The organism is Chitinophaga sp. OAE865, assembly GCF_040546735.1.
In the GTDB taxonomy this organism is placed as follows: Bacteria; Bacteroidota; Bacteroidia; order Chitinophagales; family Chitinophagaceae; genus Chitinophaga; species Chitinophaga polysaccharea_A.
On record NZ_JBEPOF010000001.1, the window covers coordinates 875,051 to 895,481 of the forward strand.

The following is a 20,431-nucleotide window of genomic DNA, read 5'->3' on the forward strand; positions in this document are numbered from 1 at the left end:
AGTATATAAATATTTAACATATTAATAGTATGAGACGGTTTTCAGCGTTTTTACAGGGCTCTAATGTTCATAATATGCGCTTCGAACTCTTCACTGGGGATCCGTGCGCGCTTTTTGATCCGGGTTTTATAGGCGTAAATAGTATTTACTGAATACTCAAGTATGCGGGCAATTTTTTCATTATCACTGATACCGATCCGGATCAGCGCAAAAATCCGGATGTCAGTATTCAACAGTTCGTTTTCTTTCAGCACTACCTGGTTTTCTTTATCAAAAAGTGCATTAAACTCTGCCACGAAGTGTGGGAATATTTTAAGGAAGACCCGGTCGAAATTGGTGAAAAGTTCGTCCCTTTCCTGGCGGATGTTAATATTATTTACAAGAAACCTCAGTTCTGCCGGTTTATTGTCGGTTAACTTCTGTTCAAGGTTCTGTTTCAGCTTCTCTATTTTTCCAATGTAGGTAGCATTAATATTAAAGCAATAACCTACATACTCCTCCTTAATTTTATTGGCCTCCAGCAATTGGCTGTTGATTTCCTGCTGCTTCAGGTTAGCTGCGGTAATAATGCGTTGTGCGGTTTTGAGTTTTTGTACCTGCCGGAATACAGTGATGGCTAATATTACCAATGCCACCAGCAACAGGGTAACAATAGCGGCATAAATGAGTAAGGACCTGGTTCTTTCTTCTGCTGTATTGATCCGTTCATGCTCAATAATGGGTAAAATACTACTTACCATTACTTTTCTTTGCCGGGCGCCATAAAACACGGCTTCCGAAATAGCCCTTTCAATACAATGGGAGGCGTTCTTTACATCGCCCTTTTCAAAAAGCAGGGTAGCCAGGCTGTAGGCGGCCATGGTTTCTTTCGTGGAGGTCAGGATATCCGCAATCGCGGATCTGATCATCAGGCAAATGGCGGTATCCTTGTTACCGGCGGCATCATATATGGAGCCCAGGGTACAGGCCGATATAGCCAGTTGCCGCCCTGAAAGTCCCGGCTGGTCCAGGTTGGGGAAAATGGCCAGGGCGCCCGGGATATCCCCCAGTTTGAATAACTGTAATCCTTTGTTATACTTATACTCAAATGAACTGGGCGCCATCAGGTGAAGCGCGGAATCAACATATATGCTGGCCTGTTTAATATAAGCGGGGGTATAATATTTATCCTGGTTATAATCAGCCAGGTCAAAATACAGGCGGCTCTTCATCAGGAAAAATTCAACCCGGATACTATCCGGCGCTCCGGCAGGATCAATGGTATTAATAAAGGCGAGTGTTTCGGTAAACATGCCTGACGACAATAAAACATATCCCAGCTTGACCCGCGCATCTGCTATCAATACCGGGTCGTGCAACTGCTCCGCCAGCACCTGCAACTGCCGGGCATATGTAAATGCAGAATCGAAGTTGAATACCTTGTAGGCGGTGTAAAGTTGCCTGCAGATAAGATATTGCTGTGCAATATCATTGCCTGCCGCCTGCCGGGTGCTTTTTATACTGTCAATTCCATGGAGTTTGATGGAATCATAAACAGCCGATTTTGCCATCGTCCTGTTCAGTTCCTTCAGCAGGCTGTCGGCCGGTGCTTTACCATAGGCATTTATAGAAAAGAGTAAGCATAAAATCAGATAGCCCGGAATGCGATTCATAATAAGTCAGAATGATAAAAGGTCACAGGTCACCGCTAAATTTAAGCGACTTTTTTGATATAATACCCGGGAGCTGACTAAAAAGTAAAATGAAGGCTTGGGGAATCGCTTAAATAATAAGAAGCCTTATATAAACCGGACGGACCACTACTTCCGGGGTGGCCTTCTTACTTCTTTTATCCTCTTTTAATACTAAAGCACCTTTTTCAGGGTATAATTATGCCCGCTTTGTATAGTTTTCTGATCGGCATCCAGCAATAGCAATTCGTTATCATTTACCTGCTGGTAATAACGTTGAAGGTTTCTGTCTTTATCAGGATTCAGATGGATCACAGTAGCTCCGGGATCAGCCGGGGTTCCGTGCACAATTGTGTAAGTGCCTTCGCTGGGAAATGTCTGGTTTTTCCCCTGGTAGGTTTCTTTCAGGATGAAATGGTTCTCCGGCAGCCTTTGCAGCGTAAGTTCTGTTACAATACCTTCACAGTCTGCACATGGCAGGGTGCCTGAATAGGTAACCGTTGTTGCGGTGTCTGAAGCGGGATTCACTGCTGTATTATCCGACTGGCCGGCTGTTGTACCGGAACTCTGGCAGGCAGCAAAGACTACAGGCAGTAACAATAATGGCAAGTATTTCATAGAGCAGTTTAATGATCATAACAACAGATGCCCGTTATTGTTTTTTAGGGGATGACCTCGAAGAGGAAAAACTGGTTTTCTTCTTTCTCAGAAAAATTATTATCCGCAACAAATATCAGGCTCCGGTGCCCGTTAGGCAATACAGGGCCGAAAGTAACGCCTTCAATGTTATCTATATATTTTCCCAGGCTTACGAAGTCCAGCAACAAAGTTTTGGTAGCCGCTTTAAAACGGGTATCTGTCTGCAGGGAATTAATATTGCTTATATCAGTGGCATTATGAAGGTCCGTGATATATACCTTGATAGTACAATCCCTTACACCACTGGAAAAGGATCTTTCAATAGTTAATAATTTATTATCTCCCAATACCAGGATATCCGAAATACCATTCACTTTAAACGCATTTTCCGGAATTGCAGGATATGCTACAGGCTCCAGTTTATACGCATATTGCGCTACCGGCTGCAGTGTATTGTTATCAAATTTGAGGATACGGGTATAAGCGCCCTGCCCTGGCTCTGCTCTTGGTCCGTCTTCATAACGGGGTTCTTCCTGGCTTACATACAGGTATTTGTACCCTGGCGTAAATCCCAGGCCTTCAAATACGCCGTTTCGCCGTGGCCCGTTATCAGTAGCCTGCATCCTGAACTGGGGCGGCAGTGCAAATGAGTCGATGTATTGTCCTTTCATACTGATCTCATAAATACCGGGATTGGTAAGAATGGTATCTTTCTCAGTTACAATGCGTTCCCCTTCACTGCTCCATACCAGCAGTCGTTTTTGGGCGTTGTAACGCATGGCTTCCGGATCAGGAGTAAGCCGTGGATTGGTTTTGGTATCGGGATAAGGTTGTCCACCCGTCTGCAGTAAAGTGGTTACGGCAGTAAATTTCACACTGTCGAACGATTGATCGGAGAAATAAAGCCGGGCTGTATAAAAACGTGCAGGGCTCAGTGCAGAGCGGTCGTCGCAAATAAGATAATACTGCCCTGCTGTGGCATCATAGTCTATACCAGATAAACCGCCGGTAATGGTTCCATTGAAAGGAAAGTTATGTGGGACGATATATTCGCCGATAAATTTTAACCGGCCAATGCCACCGGCATCAGTACCAGCCTTCCGGGTGGATGAACAACTGAAGAAGCCCGCCAGCATAGGCAGGACCAGGAAAAGCAGGTGTTTTTTCATGAGAGCAAGTTAGGAAATCTCCTGCATTCAGATGACCGCCTTGCATGAAGGATCTGTTATATGTACGGGAAGACGGACCAGGAGAACCAGCCTTTTTCCATCTGACCAACTATGTATAGTGTACTTAAGATTTTATAAACAAAGAAACAACGGGCAATACCTGCGTAAAATATTTTAATGCAGTAAAGAGAGATGTGATAAATAAAAAATTCCCTGTTCAACCAAAGACTTATAGCCGGTTAAACAGGGAATAATGAGTTGCAGCGTAATCCTATAAGGCCCTGCCTCTGATTATATTTACAAGGATAGCAATAATAGCCAGCACAAGCAAGGCATGTATTAAACCACCTGCTGAATAAACAAAGAATCCAAGTATCCATCCTATAATGAGAATTACGGCAATTAAATAAAGAAGGCTGTTCATGTCTTAAGGATTTGATTCAGTTTTTATACTAGAAAATTTATGCCAATAAAATAATGTCTTTATATACAGCTGTTTTTCGTTGCAGACAACGCTTTGTTGTGGAACCTTCTCCACCATCCGAGAAAAAAAAGGACGGGAAATAGCAGGCTCTCCTTCCGGAAACACTTTATGACAAAGGATTTTGAAGTATGGACACATTTTTGAAAATAAAATAGATATATCTCATACGACTATTTTTTTTAACCATAAATTTTTGATCATGCTACAAGAGGAAAAGTTAGTCACACTTTTAAGCGATCTCGTAAAAATCAATAATGACCGGATAGAAGGATATAAGCAGGCACAAGACGCAAGTGATGATGCAGATGTGAAAGCGCTGTTTCAACATATGATCAATGACAGCTTGAAATATGTAGCAGAATTAAACCTGCTGCTAAGGGCACAGGGGGCAAGTGAAGAAACAGATACTACTATCAGCGGAAAGTTATACCGTACCTGGATGGCCATAAAAACCACTTTTACGGGTACAGACAGGTATTCTCTTTTCTCTTCCTGTGAATATGGGGAAGACGCTGTGCAGCGGGCCTATTCAGATGCCCTGAGCATGGACGTGGCCATGCCCTACAGCATGAGAGAAATCATTGGTAATCAACAGGCAAATCTCAAGGAAGCGCATGACACTATTAAAAGCTACCGCGATGTGGTGAGCCAGTAATACTCTGTGCAGACGGTAACGGCCTGTTCTTTTTGTTCAAATCAACACATTAAGCGGTTGTTCAGGATGGCCATATTATTTTTGAATTCATGAAATTCCAATCATACTTATATTGATAAGTAATATGGCAACTACGGGATTTTCGGTACAGGGCTGCTTCCTCATCGTTTGAAGCAGCCCTTTTTATATAATGGATGTAGCAAATCCGGTTACTTCAGGGCCTTAAAAAGACCATATAAGCAACTGTTTTGTTCAACGGGAACATGCCTGTTCATTTTGTTCAGTTTGTCCTGATCCTTCTGCAATTAAAAGATCTATATTATTTTTGACAGGATTGAGAGAAGTATCTCTTGTATTACTTTTAACCTCCCCATGAAAAACAACAATAACTATCAGGTGGCCTAACCAACCACCTTTTTTATTTCCCCTGAAAAAGAAGCATCCCAGTCTTTCCAAACCGGCTCAAAGCCCTGTTCCTTCAGCATTCCAGCCACGTCTGCTGCGCTTCTGTCATCGGATATTTCAAATTGCTCCAGCGACTGCGGATCTACGGTATACCCACCGGGATTGGTTTTAGAGGCTGCGCTCATGGCTGTAATTCCCAGGTGTACAACATTGTTCCTGAACTGTTCTTCTTCCCGGGTAGATAAACTCAGCTCAACTTCCTGGTTAAATAATCGGTAGGCGCAGATAAGCTGTACCAGCTCCCGGTCACTCATCACCACTTTGGGCGTTAGTCCACCGGAGAATGGCCGCAGCCGGGGAAAGGAAATGCTATACCTCGTTGCCCAGTATTTTTTTTCCAGGTAGGCCAGGTGCAGCGCTGTAAAGAAACTGTCTGTACGCCAGTCTTCCAGCCCTATCAGCACTCCCAGCCCCATTTTATGAATACCCGCACGTCCCAGCCGGTCGGGGGTATCCAGCCGGTAGTCAAAGTTGGATTTACGCCCCCTGGGATGGTGCTTTTTATAGTCGTCCCGGTGATACGTTTCCTGGTACACCAATACCGCATGCAGCCCCAGTTCTGCCAGTTCGCGGTAATCCTGTTCATCCATCGGCTGTACCTCCATCGATATATTGGCAAAATGTGGCCGGAGCAGCTGCAAGGTCTTTTTGAAATAGTCGGTACTTACCAGCTGATGGGCCTCCCCTGTTACCAGCAACACGTGCTCGAAACCCATCGCCTTGATGGCAGCCGTTTCCAGTAATATTTCCGCGGGACTGAGGGTTTTGCGCCGGATCTTATTATCAAGACTGAAGCCGCAATAGGTGCATATATTCTGGCATTCATTAGAGAGATACATGGGGATGTAAAGTTGCATCGTATTCCCAAACCGCTGCCGGGTAAGCACGTTACTGATAGCAGCCATCTGCCCCAGATAAGGCGCTGCTGCCGGGGAAATCAGCGCTGCGAAATCGTCCAGGGAACGGCGCTGGTTATGCAGGGCCTGTTCTACATCCCTGGCTGTTTTAGCATAAATACCGGCTTTTACCTCATTCCATTCATACTGATCAAATATGCTTTTAAACATAAGGAAGGTTTAATAAAATGATTAAATAGGTCAGGCTTCATCCAGGAATGCGATCAGCGGGCTGGATGCCACCGCATGTTGACTGCTGGCGGGCAGGCCGGCTTCATACGCCATACGCCCCGCCTCTACTCCTGCCTTAAAAGCAGCAGCCATTTGTATGGGGTTCCGGGCAATGGCAATGGCGGTATTTACCAATACCGCTGCTGCGCCCATTTCCATGGCCTGGGCGGCCTGGGAAGGACTGCCAATGCCTGCATCCACTATCACTGGTATGTTGCTTTGTGCAATAATGATCTCCAGGAAGTCGAAGGTCTTCAATCCCTTGTTACTCCCGATAGGCGCACCAAGAGGCATTACGGCAGCAGTGCCTATATCTTCCAGCCGCTTACAGAGCACGGGATCCGCGTGCACATAGGGAAGCACCACAAATCCCAGTTTTACCAGTTCTTCCGCCGCCATTAAAGTTTCTACCGGATCGGGCATCAGGTACCGGGGATCCGGATGGATTTCCAGTTTGATCCAGTTGGTTTCCAGGGCTTCACGGGCCAGTTCTGCAGCGTATACCGCTTCTTTGGCGGTGCGCACACCGGATGTATTGGGAAGCAGATGTATCCTTGAATGCGACAGATGACGCAGCATATTATCTGCTTTATTATCCATGTCTATCCGCTTCAGCGCTACGGTAACCAGCTCGCTGCCAGAGGCCAGCAGCGCGTTTTCCATCATCTCAGGGGAAGAAAATTTCCCGGTACCGGTGAATAAACGGGAATGAAATTCCCGTCCGGCAATAACTAATGGCTCCATGTGGATAATTGTTTTAACTGTTGGTGAATGAGATTAACAACGGCCTGTTTATCCGTTGCATGTGTAATCACTCCGCTGACTGCGATACCGTGAATGCCGGTTTCCATCAGCCCGGCAATATCTTCCGGCATAATACCGCCAATGGCGATAACGGGAATGGATATATGTTTTTCTTTCAGGGACTGTAATATAGACTGGTACCCACTAAGTCCCAGTATGGGGCTTAAGTTTTGCTTGGTAGTGGTAAACCTGTACGGACCTACGCCTACATAACTGGCGCCGTCCTGCTCATGCTGCAGGATATCTGCAAGAGTATTGGCGGTACCGCCAACAATCATATTGCTGCCGGTAATAGCACGGGCGGCAGCTACCGTCATATCCAGTTTCCCTACGTGTACGCCCGCCGCTTCTACCGCCACTGCCACCTGCGGATAATCATTGATGATAAGTGCGGCCTGGTAACGGTCGCAGATTTTTTTTGCGGCTTCTGCCACCGGCATTACTTTATCCGGTGTTTCGTTTTTAATACGGAGCTGAATCCATTTACAGCCTGCATCACAGGCTGCCTGTATATTATCTGTATGTGATGGTTGTGATATGTAATGTAAGTTGCTGATCATATGTGATGATATCCTGTTAATGATGAATGACTGGCCAGTAATTTTTCCGTATATGCTTTGCCGTTAGCGCATGCTTCAGGCAATGATACCCCCTTTGCCAGACCTGCAGTAATAGCGGCAGATAGTACACAACCGGAGCCATGCTTGGGGAATACTTCCTTCAGTACCGGTGCAAGGGTGTGGATCACATCGCCGGTATAAAGTATATCATAACCCGGCTTGCTCTTATGGTGGCCTCCTTTTAGTAACACTGCACATCCTGCAGACAATTGCCGGGCTGCCGCTTCTCCGTCTGTAAGGCCTGACAGCAACAGCGCCTCGTCGTAGTTCGGCGTTAGCAGGTATATTTCGGAGAGCAATTCTTTCCAGGCCTGCTGATGAATACTGCTATGAAAAGAGAAGCCTGCAGATGCTTTCAGTACCGGATCCACAATGATGCGGATGCCAGGGCATAATTGTTTTATCTGTCGTACCAGTTCAAGCAGCGACTGTATATCCGGCATGATCCCGATCTTGCAGTATTGCAGGCGGTTGTTGCACAGCAATGGTTTTGCCTGGGCCAGTATATGCGTAACCGGTAGCCACTCTACCGATATAAACTGCTCCGGTGTCTGAACCGTGATGGCTGTGCAAACACCCATTCCGTTTACCATGTGTTGTTCAAATGTTTTGATATCTGCCAGTAAACCCGCACCACCGCTGGGATCCAGGCCGGAAAAGCTCATTACATTAGGTCGTTCCTGTTCCATATTTGTTGTATACGGCAGTAATTTTCCACGGCCTGCGCCGGTGCTTTCCAGACAGCTCCGAGCAACGCTGCGCCATCAAACTGCCGGTTTTTTAATAAGTGTACATTAGTATGATCCACACCGCCTAAAGCAAGCACCTGCCGGTTGTCTTTTTTCGGGAGCACTCCTTCCAGCCGGCCATGATAGCCAGGTTTGGAGATACTGTTGAATACAGGGCTCAGCAATAATGTTTTGAAGCGTATGTCCGTTAACGTTAGCTCTTCTATGGAATGTATACCTGTGCTGTTTTCTTTAAAATTTTCAGGAGATGTATACCAGTGCTGTTGCTTCCCCGGGCCGGTAGCAGGAACCGCTTTCCCGGTGCCTGTATTTTCCCTTTCTGTTAACATTGCATCGCCACCGGAAATAAAGGGCTGCATCAGCCGGCGGGCAGCCCCGCTCCAATGCACACCAGCAAGTTTATACCTGGAAGCAAGCAGTGGCTCATCCCTGATCAGCAGCCGGTTGTAATATTCAGAAGGGATCGCCTCCAATAAGCCGGCATACTGTTGGGTGGACCATCCGGGTTTCCTTAACAGTACACGTGAGGCGCCTGCCGCCAGCAACGCGCTAACGACAGACGCTTCTTCGTATATACGTTCAGGTGATGTGATTATCCAGATCAAGGCATTAATTTTCTTATGAAATTTCAACGGGAAGTATTACAAATAGATCTCTCCTCCCTGTTCTGCAAAGGCCGCCGCTTTTTCTTTCATGCCGGCGCTCATGGCGTCTTCCTCTTCCAGTCCTTTCTGCGCGGCAAAGTCACGTACTTCCTGCGTGATCTTCATAGAGCAGAAGTTGGGTCCGCACATAGAGCAGAAGTGCGCTATTTTGGCGCCGTCTGCCGGCAAGGTTTCGTCGTGGTATGAGCGGGCCGTTTCAGGATCGAGAGCCAGGTTGAACTGGTCTTCCCAGCGGAATTCAAAGCGAGCCTTGCTAAGGGCGTTATCCCTGTGTTGTGCGCCGGGGTGGCCTTTGGCCAGATCCGCAGCATGGGCGGCAATTTTGTAGGTGATCACGCCTTGCCTTACATCTTCTTTATTTGGTAATCCCAGGTGTTCTTTAGGTGTTACGTAGCATAGCATGGCGCAGCCAAACCAGCCTATCATAGCGGCGCCAATACCTGAGGTGATATGATCATAACCAGGTGCTATGTCGGTAGTTAAGGGGCCCAGCGTATAAAAAGGCGCTTCATGGCAATGCTCCAGTTGCTTGTCCATATTGGCTTTGATAAGGTGCATAGGCACATGTCCGGGGCCTTCAATCATCACTTGTACAGAATGCTTCCAGGCAATTTTGGTAAGTTCCCCGAGTGTTTCAAGTTCTGCAAACTGGGCGGCGTCGTTGGCATCGGCAATGCTGCCGGGGCGTAATCCATCTCCCAGGGAAAAAGAAACATCATAGGCTTTCATGATCTCACAAATTTCTTCGAAATGTGTATACAGGAAATTTTCTTTATGATGCGCCAGGCACCATTTAGCCATGATGGAACCCCCACGGGATACAATACCGGTTACGCGTTTAGCTGTTAATGGTATATACCTGAGCAATACGCCGGCGTGGATGGTGAAATAGTCAACGCCCTGTTCGGCCTGTTCTATAAGTGTATCGCGGAAAATTTCCCAGGTGAGGGCTTCCGCTTTTCCATTCACTTTTTCTAATGCCTGGTAAATAGGTACAGTACCAATAGGCACAGGTGAGTTGCGGATGATCCACTCCCTGGTTTCATGGATATTTTTGCCGGTGCTCAGGTCCATAATAGTGTCTGCGCCCCAGCGGCAGGCCCATACTGCTTTTTCCACTTCTTCTTCTATACTGGACGTTACAGCGGAGTTGCCGATATTGGCATTTATTTTCACAAGAAAGTTGCGGCCAATGATCATTGGTTCACTTTCCGGGTGGTTGATATTGGAGGGAATAATGGCCCTGCCGGCGGCAATTTCCTGGCGCACAAATTCAGGCGTAATAAATTTCACGGGAGTATTGGCGCCGAAGCTCTGGCCTTTATGCTGATGCCAGAGGGCATTGTTTTGTTCAAACAGCTGGTCGGCCAACTGGTTTTCCCGGATGGCGATGTACTCCATTTCCGGTGTGATAATACCTTGTTGTGCATAATATAACTGGGTTACATTCTGCCCTGCCTTGGCGCGCAGGGGTTTATTGGTGTGGCTCATCAATGGCATTTTACCGCCATCCTTCATCAGTTCCCTTACAAACGGGCTGGAATATTCGGGGAGTTGTTCCACATCTTTACGGCCGCTGATCCATGTTTCGCGGATGCGGGGAATGCCGGTGCTAACATCTATATGGATATCCGGATCGGAGAAAGCGCCGCTGGTATCATATACTACTACCGGGTTGTTAGGAACAGCCTCACCTGCTTTTCCATGAATACGTGTATCCGTAAGCGTTATTTGCCGCATGGCTACCTTTACAGGGTGGATGGTTCCGTTTACATATATTTTCTGCGAGGCAGGAAATGGTGTGCGGCTGAGCGCCACAGGTTGATTATGCATGATGTCTGGTTTTTTAGAGATAGAAATACCTGTCCGTAATGTTGTATTACGGAAAAGACTATACGAAAAATAAATGCAGGGTTTAACCGCCCTGGGTAGCCCGGATAATAGTAATGTTATCGGCTGCGGACAGTGATTGGTTTTCCCAGGATGATTTCGGTATCACCTGGTTGTTGACGGCTACTGCAATGCCTTTTTGAGCAGAGATCTGAATAAACTGTAAGAGTGCAGCAATGGTTGTCCCTGGCTGCACCGCATAAAGTTTATTGTTTACATGCACTTCCATGTTAATTGGAATTTAAGTGAAACAATAAACTTTAAGGATGTGGAAGATGAGAAAGGTTCAGTTACTTTTCCCTACGGCAGTATGAGCTGCTTCAGGTACTGAGGGTATCATCTCAGTTTATCCGTTTAAACTTATATCGGATAAACACCCCTAAAGTGTAGATGTAAAAGTAATGGAAATATTTAAAAATTGCATTACAAATGATGAATTGTGTATTTTTAAATTATGGTACGATTCAGTTTACTGTGTTTATTGATACTGGCGGTTGCCTGTAAGGGGAGCAAGAAAGAAGTGGAGAAGGAAGAGTTACAGGACGACAGCAGCCTGGTTAGTATGATCGCAGACAGCAGTAATGCCGGCATTACTGACAGCATTGCTGCTGTTGCGGATACGCTGCATATTGATGCAGCTAAGCTCATAGGAAAGTGGATACAGCCCGTAGCGGGCCTGGATAGGGAAACTCAGGGTTTTCAGCTAAGAAAGAACGGAACTGCCAGATCCATTAATATGTACACACTTGTATACGAAAAATGGGTGCTGACACACGACACCTTATTGTTATGGAATCACTCCGAGGGCGTAAAAGACACCTCCACAATTGTGGACACAACTATTATAAAAGAACTTTCTGATACCTCACTGGTACTGTTTCCGGTGAAAGCCGCCGAAGGCTACGTGGAAAAATACCATAGAAGCAATTAATTATAAAGCTGCCAGAGCCCTACCAGGCAGGCTACCACGGCCATAAATACGCCGGCAGCAGCCAGCTGCATGTCGTCAATATTTTTTCTTCCTATATACAGGGAAACAAGACCTATTACTATAGCTATTGAACCGGCGGTAACTGCATAGGAAGGAGTATGGGTACTGAAAGCGAATGCTGCCGACAGTACACCAATGATGAGCGCTGATATACAGGCCGTTTTTGTTAATGCTGTTGAGTGTTGCATATGTATTCGAATTTTAAAAGACAGGTGAAGGAATAATTGTTTTGTAAACAGGTACCTATTTATGTTGACTACTGATCTTTTCCTTCATCACGTTATCATGTTCCCAGGGCACTTTTAACAGGGATCCTATTTCCTGGTAACGGGCGTCCTGGTATTCATCCAGTCCGTATCTGATCGCCAGCGTATCCGGTACTTTTACAAAAGTGCCAAAGAGGCGATCCCATATAGAGAATATATTAGCATAATTAGCGTCTGTTTCCGGCTGGTAATGGCTGTGGTGTACCTTATGCATATCAGGCGATACAATCACCCAGCTAAGCGCATTATCCAGCCATTTGGGCAAATGGATATTGGCATGATTGAACTGCGACATAAAAGCCGACAGGCTTTGGTACAGCATTACCATCCAGAAGGGTACTCCGAGGATCATAATAGCGGCAAAAAGGGCTATTACTCTCAGGAGGCTTTCCACCGGGTGATGTCTCAGGGCGGTGGTGGCGTCTATCTGTGTATCTATATGATGGATCTTATGGAACTGCCACATCCAGGCTGTTTTGTGCTGCACCCAATGTATGAGCCATGCCCCGATAAAATCCAACAGTAATAGTGCCAGTATGGTGTGCAGCCACAACGGAAGCGGCTTCAGGTAAAGAAGGCCGAATTGCTGGCTGCTTGTCCACCTCGAGGCCTTAACAATCAGGAATGCCAGTCCGGTGTTTACAATCACCGTAGTTAATGTAAAAAAGAGATTGGTACCGGCATGCCGGTAGCGGTTGCTGCCAAAACGGAACCGGGGCGCCATACCCTCAATGATCCATAACAACAAGAGTCCGCTTATCAGGATGGCAGTACGGTATACTGATGGAATATTTTCAAAAAAACTTACCATGTGCTGGTAAAATATTTATAACGGTGTTTTACGCTCTGATGTGGTTCTCCTTAACCAGGCCAACAATATCTCTGCAGTGGATATGGGGTAAGTGGATTTATTTATAATACACAGTAAAACATTTATACGTTACTGTTATTATCCTTGCGTTACTGTCCTGGATCTCTGATGGATTTCATCATTGATCCCGGATAAAAATTACGACTATTTGGGGAATATAAAAAGGGCTCTTTCAGGCCACAGACAAAGAAAAAAGCAACCTCTTTGTCAGAGATTGCTTTATGTATAAGATTTTAGCTATAAGTATTTGTCATTTTAGCATTTGCTAACACCTGGTTTTAGTTGTTCAGCATAAGCGGCATTACCAGCATCAGGAGATCTTCATTTTCTTCTTTTTCGGAAGGCCTGAGGATACCTGCTTTGGTCGCGGTAGCCAGATCGATGGAGATCTCATCCCCTTCGGCTGCATTCAGCATTTCGATGAGGAACTTCGCATTAAAGGCTATCTGCATATCATCACCGGTGTACTGGCAGTTCATGCGTTCGTTACCTTCAAAGGAGAAGTCTACATCCTGGGCAGACAACTGGAGTTCGCTGCCGGTGATGCTCAATGCCACCTGGTTAGTGCTTTTATTGGCGAAAACACCTACCCGTTTCAGGGCATTCTGGAAATCGCTTTTTACCACGGTGAGACGGTAAGGGTTATCTTTTGGTATTACTACCTTATAGTCCGGGAACCGGGCGTCAATGAGGCGGCAGATCATCTGTGCGCCTTCGTGCTGCACAAAGAAATGGTTCTGGCTATAGGCAACTTTAATTTCAGTATCGTTATCAGGCAGCGCTGCTTTCAGCAGGTTCAGCGGTTTTTTAGGTACGATGAAACTATCGGCCTGCGGGCATTTTGCGTCTGTTCTTACATATTTTACCAGCCGGTGTGCATCGGTGGCAACAAAAGTAAGGCTGTCTGGCGCCAGTTCGAAGAATACGCCTGTCATAGCCGGGCGCAGATCGTCGTTGCTCACGGCGAACAGGGTTTTATTGATGGCAGTAACCAGGCCGGTAGCGGCCATTGTGAAAGAGGTAGTGTCATCGGCAGCCGGTTCTTTCGGGAAGTTTTCCGGGTTTTCCCCCATCACTTTGTATTTACCATTGTCTGAAGTGATTTCCACCGCGTAGGAGTTCAGGTCAATGTGGAAAGTCAGCGGCTGGTCGGGCAGATTTTTGAGAGAGTCCATCAGGATCTTCGCCGGGATACAGATCCGACCGCTTTCCTTGGCTTCCACCTCCAGCTTCACCCGCATAACAGTTTCCAGGTCAGTTGCAACTACAGTCAGTTCGTTTTTGTCAATCAGGAACATAAAGTCCTCCAGTATAGGCAATACCGTATTTGAATTGATAACCCCGCTGATCTGTTGTAATTGTTTTAATAAAGTAGAGGAAGAAACAATAAATTTCATGGTTTATATAAGTTTGCTTATCATTTTTTGTTGAAGGGTATAACCTTTAGGGCATGCTGCCCTGATTTCACCTGTCCCTCACATAAAAGGTCAAATGTAATGTAAACAAAGATAGAAAGTTTTGTTGTTCTCCGTAATTTCATCACATCTTATACACTAAGATAACGTGGTTTTACACAACGATTTGCAGTCATTCATATATTTCTGTTTAATATAATACTAAACGGAAGTAATAAAAAACCCCCTCTTGATTAGATGAGATGCAATAACCTGTATCATTTATTAGCGGAAGTGAAAAGAATTTCCCTATTCTTTTAAATTATCTTCAAATCGGTTACTTTTGCCGCGCTGAAAAATTATTACAAACCAACAAAAAAAAGCAGGTTATGAAACTGTCTCATTTAGCCGAAACGTTGATTGGATCCGAAATCATCAAGTTAGCAGCTGAAATAAAGGAGAAACAGGCCAAGGGTGAGAAGATATACAACTTCACAATTGGGGATTTTGACCCGAAGGTATTTCCTATCCCGGTTGAATTTGAACAGGAAATCATAACAGCCTATAAGGAACATCTGACCAATTATCCTCCTGCCGATGGTATTGCGGAGTTAAGACAGGCAGTAGGTGGCTTTATAGCTGAGCGTGAGGGTCTCTCCTACGATCCTGCAAAGGAAATCGTTATTTCCTGTGGTGGTCGTCCCATCATTTATGCCACCTTCAGAACCATTGTTGACCGTGGCGAAAAGATAGTATATGCTACGCCATCCTGGAATAACAACCACTATACCCACTTCCTGGAAGCGGAGCATGTAGTGCTGGAAACCAAAGCGGAAAATTTCTTCATGCCTACAGCAGCTGAACTGAAGCCGCTTCTGAAAGGCGCAACACTCCTGGCTCTCTGTTCTCCGCAGAATCCAACGGGTACCGCTTTCGGTAAACAGCAGCTGGAAGAGATCTGTGACCTGGTACTGGCTGAAAACAAAAGCAGAGGCGCAAACGAAAAGCCCCTCTATGTGTTGTTCGACCAGATGTACTGGGTGCTCACTTTTGGTGAAACCCACCACCATAACCCGGTTAGTCTCCGTCCTGAAATGAGGGATTATACCGTGTTCATTGATGGTATGAGTAAGGCTTTTGCTGCTACTGGTGTTAGAGTTGGCTGGGCCCTGGGACCGGCTCATGTAATTGGTAAAATGAAATCCATCCTCTCCCACGTTGGGGCCTGGAGCCCGATGGCAGAACAGAAAGCTGCCGCCCGCTACCTGGTTCAGAAAGAAAATGTGGATAAATACCTGCAGCACTTTAAAGGTGAAATCGAAGAACGCCTGGTAAAGATCTACGAAGGCTTCGATAAACTGAAAACTGCCGGCCATAAAGTAGAAGCCATTGCCCCGCAGGCTGCTATTTATCTCACCGTTAAGTTTGACTTGGTAGGCAAACAAACGGCTGATGGTACTACCCTCGCGGATCAGGCTGCGGTGACCTCCTACATCCTGAATGAAGCTAAAATAGCCCTGGTGCCGTTTTATGCTTTCGGATCTGCTAAAAACTCCCCATGGTACCGCCTGAGCGTGGGCACCTGCGTGAAGGAAGAGATCCCTGGCATGTTTGAGAAATTGCAGGCAGCGCTCGAAAAACTGAAATAAATGTCGCGGACTTTGTCCTGAAGCATGATTAGCTGATTTTACTGATTAGTCTGATTTAATCGGACTTCATTTAATATTCAGGGGGAGACGGAAGTGAGGTATTCACTTCTGTTTTCCTCTTTTAACTTCTCCTGAAGAACTGGCGAAACCAGTGTAACCAGCCGGTTTCGTCTTCCACTATTTTATACATCCCGAAAATAAAAACCAGTACCGTTAGCTGGTCTATCTTCCGTTATGATGCGATGGAGGTAAAAACTGTAATTAGCGTAATCAACTGGTTCCATCTTCCACAGAATCAAAAAAAGCAGCATAGTCTGTCGCTTTCATCTTCCCTAAAACAACAACCTATATAATCAATTGCTTACATCTCCCTGATTCCCCGAAAATCAAATCAGTATAATCATCATAACCCTGAAAAAAGAACAATAGCCGAAGGCCATCCCTCCGCTTGGCCCTGACTTTCTGACTTTTTTCTTCAAAAAGTTAAATGGATGTTAAAAGGTCAACTTTAGTTACTATTTCAAAAAAAGTCCCTAATTTTGACTCTGAAACTAAAAAAGTCAAAAAGTTAATGCATACAGAAGCTAAAGATGAAATGAGGGATAGGATCCTGGAGGCGGCTCTGAAGCGTTTTACTCATTATGGCGCTTCTAAAACTACGATGAACGAAATAGCAGATGATCTTCACTGCTCTAAAGCGTCGTTGTATTATTATTTCCCGGATAAAAAGGCAATGCACATTGCCGTACTGGAAAAAATTGCAGAAGCATATTTCCAGCAAATGGAAAAAGAAGCAGTACAGGTGAAATCGGCCGCTAAAGCCCTATATAATATCATCGATCTCCGGAAAGATTTTATCAGCAAATTCTGCCGGCTCGAATTATTCCAAATATTACAGGACAACTCAGCGCTTTTCCTCGCGGAAAAGAAAAAAGCAAAACAACGGGAATTTGATATTCATACCGCTATTATCAAAGCAGGAATTGAATCGGGGGAATTTAAAGTAAAAGATCCTGCCCAGGTTGCGGAATTGCTGGTGCTCACCACTATGGGATTACGTTTTTCGGTGCCGGATCATATCCGGGAAGATATGGATATGGATGAAGAAATGATGGACCAGGTGATAGAAAAACAAAAGCAATTACTTGAAATTTTCATAAAAGGAATAAAAGCTTAAACGGAAATCATGGTGGTGAGAGAAAGGATATTGGAAACAGCACTGAAAATGTTCAGGACTTATGGTGTGAAAGGAGTAACTATGTTTGATATCGCCCGCGATTGCGGGATCTCCAAAAAAACAGTTTACGAGCATTTCCAGGATAAACAGGCGCTGATAGACGAAGGGATGCAACAGTTGCTGACAAACCATATTAACTACTTCCATGAATGTTTGCAAACCACAGACAACGCTATAGAAGAACTGGTGCGCAACATGAAGTACATTACCAATATGGCTAAAACAATGAACCCGGTAATGCTGCATGAAATTCAGAAATACCATCCGGATACCTGGCGCAGTATTGAAAGTTTCAAGTCGGATAATGTGCTTTGTAACATCAAGAAGAATTTAAAGAGAGGAATGGCGGAAGGCCTATACCGCCAGAACCTTCACATCGATATTGTAGCACGCATGCGCCAGCTGCAGCTGGAGGCAGCTTTCGATCCGGAACAATACCCCGCAGATCAATATGAAATGCACGAGGTAATGGAACAGGTAACCGCCCACTTTATACTGGGCATCGCTACCATCCGGGGACATAAACTGGTAAACCAGTACCTGCAAATAAAAGAAGAAGAATAAAACTACTACGCTAACAGATTTATTTTTATGAAGCGATTAAAGTTAACGCTTGTCCTCCTCATGGGGATAGGGGTATATAATGGCTATGCCCAAACGCAGCTAACCTTACAGGAAGCGCTGAAGTTTGCATTGAACAATAATAAACAACTGGCCAGAACCAAAATGGACGAGGAAATGGGAAAGTTCAAAACCCAGGAAGTCCGCTCCCAGGCCCTGCCTCAGCTGAATGGTAACGCCTCCTATACAGATAACCTGATGCTGCAGAAATCGCTCATACCAGGTGCTGTATTTGGTAAGCCCGACAGCTCTATACTGGTGGCTTTTGGGGTGAAGTATAATGCTACCGTTGGCGCAGAGCTTAGTCAGCAGATCTTTAACCAGGCTGTGTTCACCGGCCTGAAAGCCTCCAGGGCAGGAGAAGAATATTATAAGATACAAACAGAACAATCTGTTGAGAATGTGATCTACAATGTATCGCAGCTTTATTACCAGCTGCTGGTAACACAGGAAAAGATCATCACTATCAATAGCAATATCGAAAAGCTTACACAGCTGGTAAGCGCCACTAAATCTCAGTTTGATAACGGACTGGCAAAGAAAATTGACCTCGACCGCATCAAAGTGAACCTCATCAACAATATGACGCAACGCACGCAGTTGCTGAACCAATATGCCACGCAAACCAATAACCTGAAAAAGGTAATGGGTATGCCGCTTCAATCCACTTTCCTGCTGCCGCCGGCATCCCTGAAAGACATTGAAGCCAAAGCCGCAGGCGTATTACAGTACGATGATATGAACCTTGCCAACAGAACGGAATACAGGTTACTGAAGAAACAGGAAGAGCTGCAGTTGTTCCAGAAGAAGGCTTACCAGGCGGAAAATTATCCATCATTGTCGCTTTTCGGAAGATATTCCTATAACGGGATGAGCCAGCAATGGGCCTTCTCAAAAGACCCTTCCAATTCTACCAGCTGGTTTGGTGCAGCTGCCATCGGCATATCCCTGAAAGTGCCCATCTTCGATGGTTTTGGCCGCCGCTCCAAAGTAAGCCAGGCTAATGTAACCCTCCGTCAGCTGGGCAAACAACTGGAAGATACTGAGCTTACCCTCAACACAGATTACGAAAATGCCAAGCTGATGATCCGTAGCAATTTATCTACCATCACCACGCAAAAGGAAAACATGGACCTCGCCAACGAGGTGTATTATTCCACACAGAATAACTACAAGCTCGGACTGGCAGGTTTAACGGATCTGCTGAATGCGGAAACATCCCTGGCAGATGCACAAAACAGTTACAATGAAGCCCTGCTGCAATACAAACTGGCAGAGCTGGAAATCATAAAAAGCAAAGGAAGTTTAAAAGAACTCCTAAACTAAACGTATAAACGAAAACAAGGATAGAACACACAAACTATTTGCAGATGAAAAAGTTTATAATCTGGGGCCTGGTGACAATAGGTGCAGTAGTACTGATCATGTGGAAACTCAACGCCAATAAAAAAGCGAATGAGGCTAAAACAGAATTCGTAAAACAAAGCAATATCGGCGACATCCCTGTGCTGGTACAGAAAGTATCCCGCAACGATTTTTCCCAGGGATTCCTGGCCAACGGTAATTTCGCCCCAGTACGCGAACTGACGTACCTCGCGGAAACGGCCGGCCGTATTACCAAACTGCTGGTAGATGAAGGCAGCGTGGTAAGACAAGGCCAACCCATTGCCTATATTGATGGTCAGCTGCTCAACACCGACCTCGAATCTGCAAAAGCAAATCTCGACCAGCTGAAGGTAGACAAAGAAAGATATGAAAGCGCTTTCAAAACAGGAGGTGTTACCCAGAAACAGATGGATGATGCCCGCCTGCAGTACGATATCGCAAAAACACGCTACGAGGCCGCCAGCCGCAGGGTAAGCGATACTTATGTGAAAGCTCCTATCTCCGGAATCATCAATAAAAAATATATAGAACAGGGCGCTTACCTTTCTGTAGGCAACAAAATGTTCGACATCGTAGATGTGTCCAGGCTGAAACTGGCGGTATCTGTACCGGAAGGACAAGTGGTGACACTCAAAAAAGGCCAGAAAGTACAGGTTACTTCCAATGTTTTCCCTGAAACACAATACGAAGGTACCATCACCTTTATAGCAGCAAAAGGTGATAACTCCCTCAACTACCCGGTAGAAATGGAAGTAAATAATATTGAAGGAAAAGATCTGAAAGCCGGTATGTACGGCACAGCGCACTTTGTGGATCCGAATGCTGTTCAAACAATTTTCATTGCACGTACTGCATTTGTGGGCGGTGTGAACAGTAATACGGTATACGTAATGGAAGGCAATGTGGCAAAGAAGCGTAAAGTGGTGGCCGGCCGCATTGTTGGCGACCAGGTAGAAATACGGGAAGGACTGAAAGAAGGAGAAACTGTGATCACCAACGGTCAGATCAACCTGACAGAAGGTGCGGCAGTAACAGTTCAGAATGATAAAAAGTAAGCAGGGAAATGTATCTGGTGTTTG

Annotated in this window: 21 protein-coding genes and 1 riboswitch; of the genes, 7 read left to right on the forward strand and 14 right to left on the reverse strand. The window is 45.5% G+C overall.

The features are described 5' to 3' along the window. Window positions 1–50: 50 nt before the first annotated feature. From susR to ABIE50_RS03725, 4 genes are all read right to left on the reverse strand, one after another. On the reverse strand, window positions 51–1,652 hold the full coding sequence (susR, locus tag ABIE50_RS03710; protein ID WP_354027862.1) for a SusR family glycan utilization regulator: 1,602 nt from the start codon (window positions 1,650–1,652) through the stop codon (window positions 51–53). Window positions 1,653–1,844: 192 nt separating this feature from the next. Further along, complete coding sequence (locus ABIE50_RS03715) at window positions 1,845–2,288, reverse strand: copper resistance protein NlpE (RefSeq protein WP_209855698.1); 444 nt, start codon at window positions 2,286–2,288, stop codon at window positions 1,845–1,847. Between the two features lie 44 nt (window positions 2,289–2,332). Then, window positions 2,333–3,478 carry an esterase-like activity of phytase family protein gene (locus tag ABIE50_RS03720; RefSeq protein WP_209855695.1) on the reverse strand — a complete coding sequence of 382 codons (1,146 nt, stop codon included), beginning with the start codon at window positions 3,476–3,478 and terminating at the stop codon, window positions 2,333–2,335. Window positions 3,479–3,749: 271 nt separating this feature from the next. Next, window positions 3,750–3,902, reverse strand: a complete 153-nt coding sequence (locus tag ABIE50_RS03725; protein ID WP_142684433.1) for a lmo0937 family membrane protein — start codon at window positions 3,900–3,902, stop codon at window positions 3,750–3,752. 259 nt (window positions 3,903–4,161) lie between these two features. Between ABIE50_RS03725 and ABIE50_RS03730 the strand changes: the two genes are divergently transcribed. Then, window positions 4,162–4,617, forward strand: a complete 456-nt coding sequence (locus ABIE50_RS03730; protein ID WP_209855692.1) for a ferritin-like domain-containing protein — start codon at window positions 4,162–4,164, stop codon at window positions 4,615–4,617. Between the two features lie 401 nt (window positions 4,618–5,018). On the opposite strand, the gene thiH is transcribed toward ABIE50_RS03730, so the two are convergent. The 7 genes from thiH to thiS all read right to left on the reverse strand — a co-directional run bounded on the left by thiH (window position 5,019) and on the right by thiS (window position 11,166). Beyond that, a complete protein-coding gene (thiH, locus tag ABIE50_RS03735) occupies window positions 5,019–6,149 on the reverse strand; it encodes a 2-iminoacetate synthase ThiH (RefSeq protein WP_209855690.1) in 1,131 nt (376 codons plus the stop codon). 30 nt (window positions 6,150–6,179) lie between these two features. After that, on the reverse strand, window positions 6,180–6,953 hold the full coding sequence (locus ABIE50_RS03740; protein WP_209855688.1) for a thiazole synthase: 774 nt from the start codon (window positions 6,951–6,953) through the stop codon (window positions 6,180–6,182). Beyond that, the gene (locus tag ABIE50_RS03745; protein ID WP_209855686.1) at window positions 6,941–7,573 is read right to left on the reverse strand and encodes a thiamine phosphate synthase; all 633 of its coding nucleotides are present in this window, start codon (window positions 7,571–7,573) and stop codon (window positions 6,941–6,943) included. The genes ABIE50_RS03740 and ABIE50_RS03745 overlap by 13 nt, the downstream gene beginning before the upstream one ends. Then, the gene (locus ABIE50_RS03750) at window positions 7,570–8,322 is read right to left on the reverse strand and encodes a hydroxymethylpyrimidine/phosphomethylpyrimidine kinase (RefSeq protein WP_209855683.1); all 753 of its coding nucleotides are present in this window, start codon (window positions 8,320–8,322) and stop codon (window positions 7,570–7,572) included. The genes ABIE50_RS03745 and ABIE50_RS03750 overlap by 4 nt, the downstream gene beginning before the upstream one ends. Further along, window positions 8,298–8,987: a thiamine phosphate synthase gene (locus ABIE50_RS03755; protein WP_209855680.1), complete on the reverse strand. Its 690-nt coding sequence runs from the start codon at window positions 8,985–8,987 to the stop codon at window positions 8,298–8,300. The genes ABIE50_RS03750 and ABIE50_RS03755 overlap by 25 nt, the downstream gene beginning before the upstream one ends. 36 nt (window positions 8,988–9,023) lie before the next feature. Next, the gene (thiC, locus tag ABIE50_RS03760) at window positions 9,024–10,880 is read right to left on the reverse strand and encodes a phosphomethylpyrimidine synthase ThiC (protein ID WP_209855677.1); all 1,857 of its coding nucleotides are present in this window, start codon (window positions 10,878–10,880) and stop codon (window positions 9,024–9,026) included. A gap of 82 nt (window positions 10,881–10,962) precedes the next feature. Further along, window positions 10,963–11,166, reverse strand: a complete 204-nt coding sequence (gene thiS / locus ABIE50_RS03765) for a sulfur carrier protein ThiS (protein WP_142684425.1) — start codon at window positions 11,164–11,166, stop codon at window positions 10,963–10,965. 51 nt (window positions 11,167–11,217) lie between these two features. Then, window positions 11,218–11,328: riboswitch (TPP riboswitch) on the reverse strand. A 63-nt stretch (window positions 11,329–11,391) separates the two neighbouring features. Here thiS and ABIE50_RS03770 point away from each other — a divergent pair. After that, window positions 11,392–11,868: a lipocalin-like domain-containing protein gene (locus ABIE50_RS03770; RefSeq protein WP_209855674.1), complete on the forward strand. Its 477-nt coding sequence runs from the start codon at window positions 11,392–11,394 to the stop codon at window positions 11,866–11,868. Here ABIE50_RS03770 and ABIE50_RS03775 read toward each other — a convergent pair. From ABIE50_RS03775 to dnaN, 3 genes are all read right to left on the reverse strand, one after another. Beyond that, window positions 11,865–12,116: a hypothetical protein gene (locus ABIE50_RS03775; RefSeq protein WP_142684423.1), complete on the reverse strand. Its 252-nt coding sequence runs from the start codon at window positions 12,114–12,116 to the stop codon at window positions 11,865–11,867. The two genes, ABIE50_RS03770 and ABIE50_RS03775, sit on opposite strands and share 4 nt — an antisense overlap. 55 nt (window positions 12,117–12,171) lie before the next feature. Next, window positions 12,172–13,005: a sterol desaturase family protein gene (locus tag ABIE50_RS03780; protein ID WP_209855671.1), complete on the reverse strand. Its 834-nt coding sequence runs from the start codon at window positions 13,003–13,005 to the stop codon at window positions 12,172–12,174. A 338-nt stretch (window positions 13,006–13,343) separates the two neighbouring features. Next, window positions 13,344–14,462 (reverse strand): DNA polymerase III subunit beta, encoded by a 1,119-nt coding sequence (gene dnaN / locus ABIE50_RS03785; RefSeq protein ID WP_142684421.1) that lies wholly within the window; start codon window positions 14,460–14,462, stop codon window positions 13,344–13,346. Window positions 14,463–14,848: 386 nt separating this feature from the next. Here dnaN and ABIE50_RS03790 point away from each other — a divergent pair, with 386 nt between their 5' ends. The 5 genes from ABIE50_RS03790 (at window position 14,849) to ABIE50_RS03810 (ending at window position 20,407) form a co-directional block, all read left to right on the forward strand. Continuing rightward, window positions 14,849–16,108 (forward strand): pyridoxal phosphate-dependent aminotransferase, encoded by a 1,260-nt coding sequence (locus ABIE50_RS03790; RefSeq protein WP_209855668.1) that lies wholly within the window; start codon window positions 14,849–14,851, stop codon window positions 16,106–16,108. A gap of 571 nt (window positions 16,109–16,679) precedes the next feature. Then, window positions 16,680–17,285 carry a TetR/AcrR family transcriptional regulator gene (locus tag ABIE50_RS03795; protein WP_185937137.1) on the forward strand — a complete coding sequence of 202 codons (606 nt, stop codon included), beginning with the start codon at window positions 16,680–16,682 and terminating at the stop codon, window positions 17,283–17,285. A gap of 9 nt (window positions 17,286–17,294) precedes the next feature. Next, window positions 17,295–17,909 (forward strand): TetR/AcrR family transcriptional regulator, encoded by a 615-nt coding sequence (locus ABIE50_RS03800; protein WP_209855665.1) that lies wholly within the window; start codon window positions 17,295–17,297, stop codon window positions 17,907–17,909. 27 nt (window positions 17,910–17,936) lie between these two features. Further along, window positions 17,937–19,292 (forward strand): TolC family protein, encoded by a 1,356-nt coding sequence (locus ABIE50_RS03805; protein WP_209855662.1) that lies wholly within the window; start codon window positions 17,937–17,939, stop codon window positions 19,290–19,292. A 44-nt stretch (window positions 19,293–19,336) separates the two neighbouring features. Then, window positions 19,337–20,407 (forward strand): efflux RND transporter periplasmic adaptor subunit, encoded by a 1,071-nt coding sequence (locus tag ABIE50_RS03810; RefSeq protein ID WP_209855659.1) that lies wholly within the window; start codon window positions 19,337–19,339, stop codon window positions 20,405–20,407. The last annotated feature ends 24 nt before the right edge of the window (window positions 20,408–20,431 follow it).

What these genes read in the sequence shown, in the direction of transcription:
- susR (WP_354027862.1), bottom strand. Translation starts at nt 1,652, where the DNA reads ATGAATCGCATTCCGGGCTATCTGATTTTATGCTTACTCTTTTCTATA.
- ABIE50_RS03715 (WP_209855698.1), bottom strand. Translation starts at nt 2,288, where the DNA reads ATGAAATACTTGCCATTATTGTTACTGCCTGTAGTCTTTGCTGCCTGC.
- ABIE50_RS03720 (WP_209855695.1), bottom strand. Translation starts at nt 3,478, where the DNA reads ATGAAAAAACACCTGCTTTTCCTGGTCCTGCCTATGCTGGCGGGCTTC.
- ABIE50_RS03725 (WP_142684433.1), bottom strand. Translation starts at nt 3,902, where the DNA reads ATGAACAGCCTTCTTTATTTAATTGCCGTAATTCTCATTATAGGATGG.
- ABIE50_RS03730 (WP_209855692.1), top strand. Translation starts at nt 4,162, where the DNA reads ATGCTACAAGAGGAAAAGTTAGTCACACTTTTAAGCGATCTCGTAAAA.
- thiH (WP_209855690.1), bottom strand. Translation starts at nt 6,149, where the DNA reads ATGTTTAAAAGCATATTTGATCAGTATGAATGGAATGAGGTAAAAGCC.
- ABIE50_RS03740 (WP_209855688.1), bottom strand. Translation starts at nt 6,953, where the DNA reads ATGGAGCCATTAGTTATTGCCGGACGGGAATTTCATTCCCGTTTATTC.
- ABIE50_RS03745 (WP_209855686.1), bottom strand. Translation starts at nt 7,573, where the DNA reads ATGATCAGCAACTTACATTACATATCACAACCATCACATACAGATAAT.
- ABIE50_RS03750 (WP_209855683.1), bottom strand. Translation starts at nt 8,322, where the DNA reads ATGGAACAGGAACGACCTAATGTAATGAGCTTTTCCGGCCTGGATCCC.
- thiC (WP_209855677.1), bottom strand. Translation starts at nt 10,880, where the DNA reads ATGCATAATCAACCTGTGGCGCTCAGCCGCACACCATTTCCTGCCTCG.
- thiS (WP_142684425.1), bottom strand. Translation starts at nt 11,166, where the DNA reads ATGGAAGTGCATGTAAACAATAAACTTTATGCGGTGCAGCCAGGGACA.
- ABIE50_RS03770 (WP_209855674.1), top strand. Translation starts at nt 11,392, where the DNA reads ATGGTACGATTCAGTTTACTGTGTTTATTGATACTGGCGGTTGCCTGT.
- ABIE50_RS03775 (WP_142684423.1), bottom strand. Translation starts at nt 12,116, where the DNA reads ATGCAACACTCAACAGCATTAACAAAAACGGCCTGTATATCAGCGCTC.
- ABIE50_RS03780 (WP_209855671.1), bottom strand. Translation starts at nt 13,005, where the DNA reads ATGGTAAGTTTTTTTGAAAATATTCCATCAGTATACCGTACTGCCATC.
- dnaN (WP_142684421.1), bottom strand. Translation starts at nt 14,462, where the DNA reads ATGAAATTTATTGTTTCTTCCTCTACTTTATTAAAACAATTACAACAG.
- ABIE50_RS03790 (WP_209855668.1), top strand. Translation starts at nt 14,849, where the DNA reads ATGAAACTGTCTCATTTAGCCGAAACGTTGATTGGATCCGAAATCATC.
- ABIE50_RS03795 (WP_185937137.1), top strand. Translation starts at nt 16,680, where the DNA reads ATGCATACAGAAGCTAAAGATGAAATGAGGGATAGGATCCTGGAGGCG.
- ABIE50_RS03800 (WP_209855665.1), top strand. Translation starts at nt 17,295, where the DNA reads ATGGTGGTGAGAGAAAGGATATTGGAAACAGCACTGAAAATGTTCAGG.
- ABIE50_RS03805 (WP_209855662.1), top strand. Translation starts at nt 17,937, where the DNA reads ATGAAGCGATTAAAGTTAACGCTTGTCCTCCTCATGGGGATAGGGGTA.
- ABIE50_RS03810 (WP_209855659.1), top strand. Translation starts at nt 19,337, where the DNA reads ATGAAAAAGTTTATAATCTGGGGCCTGGTGACAATAGGTGCAGTAGTA.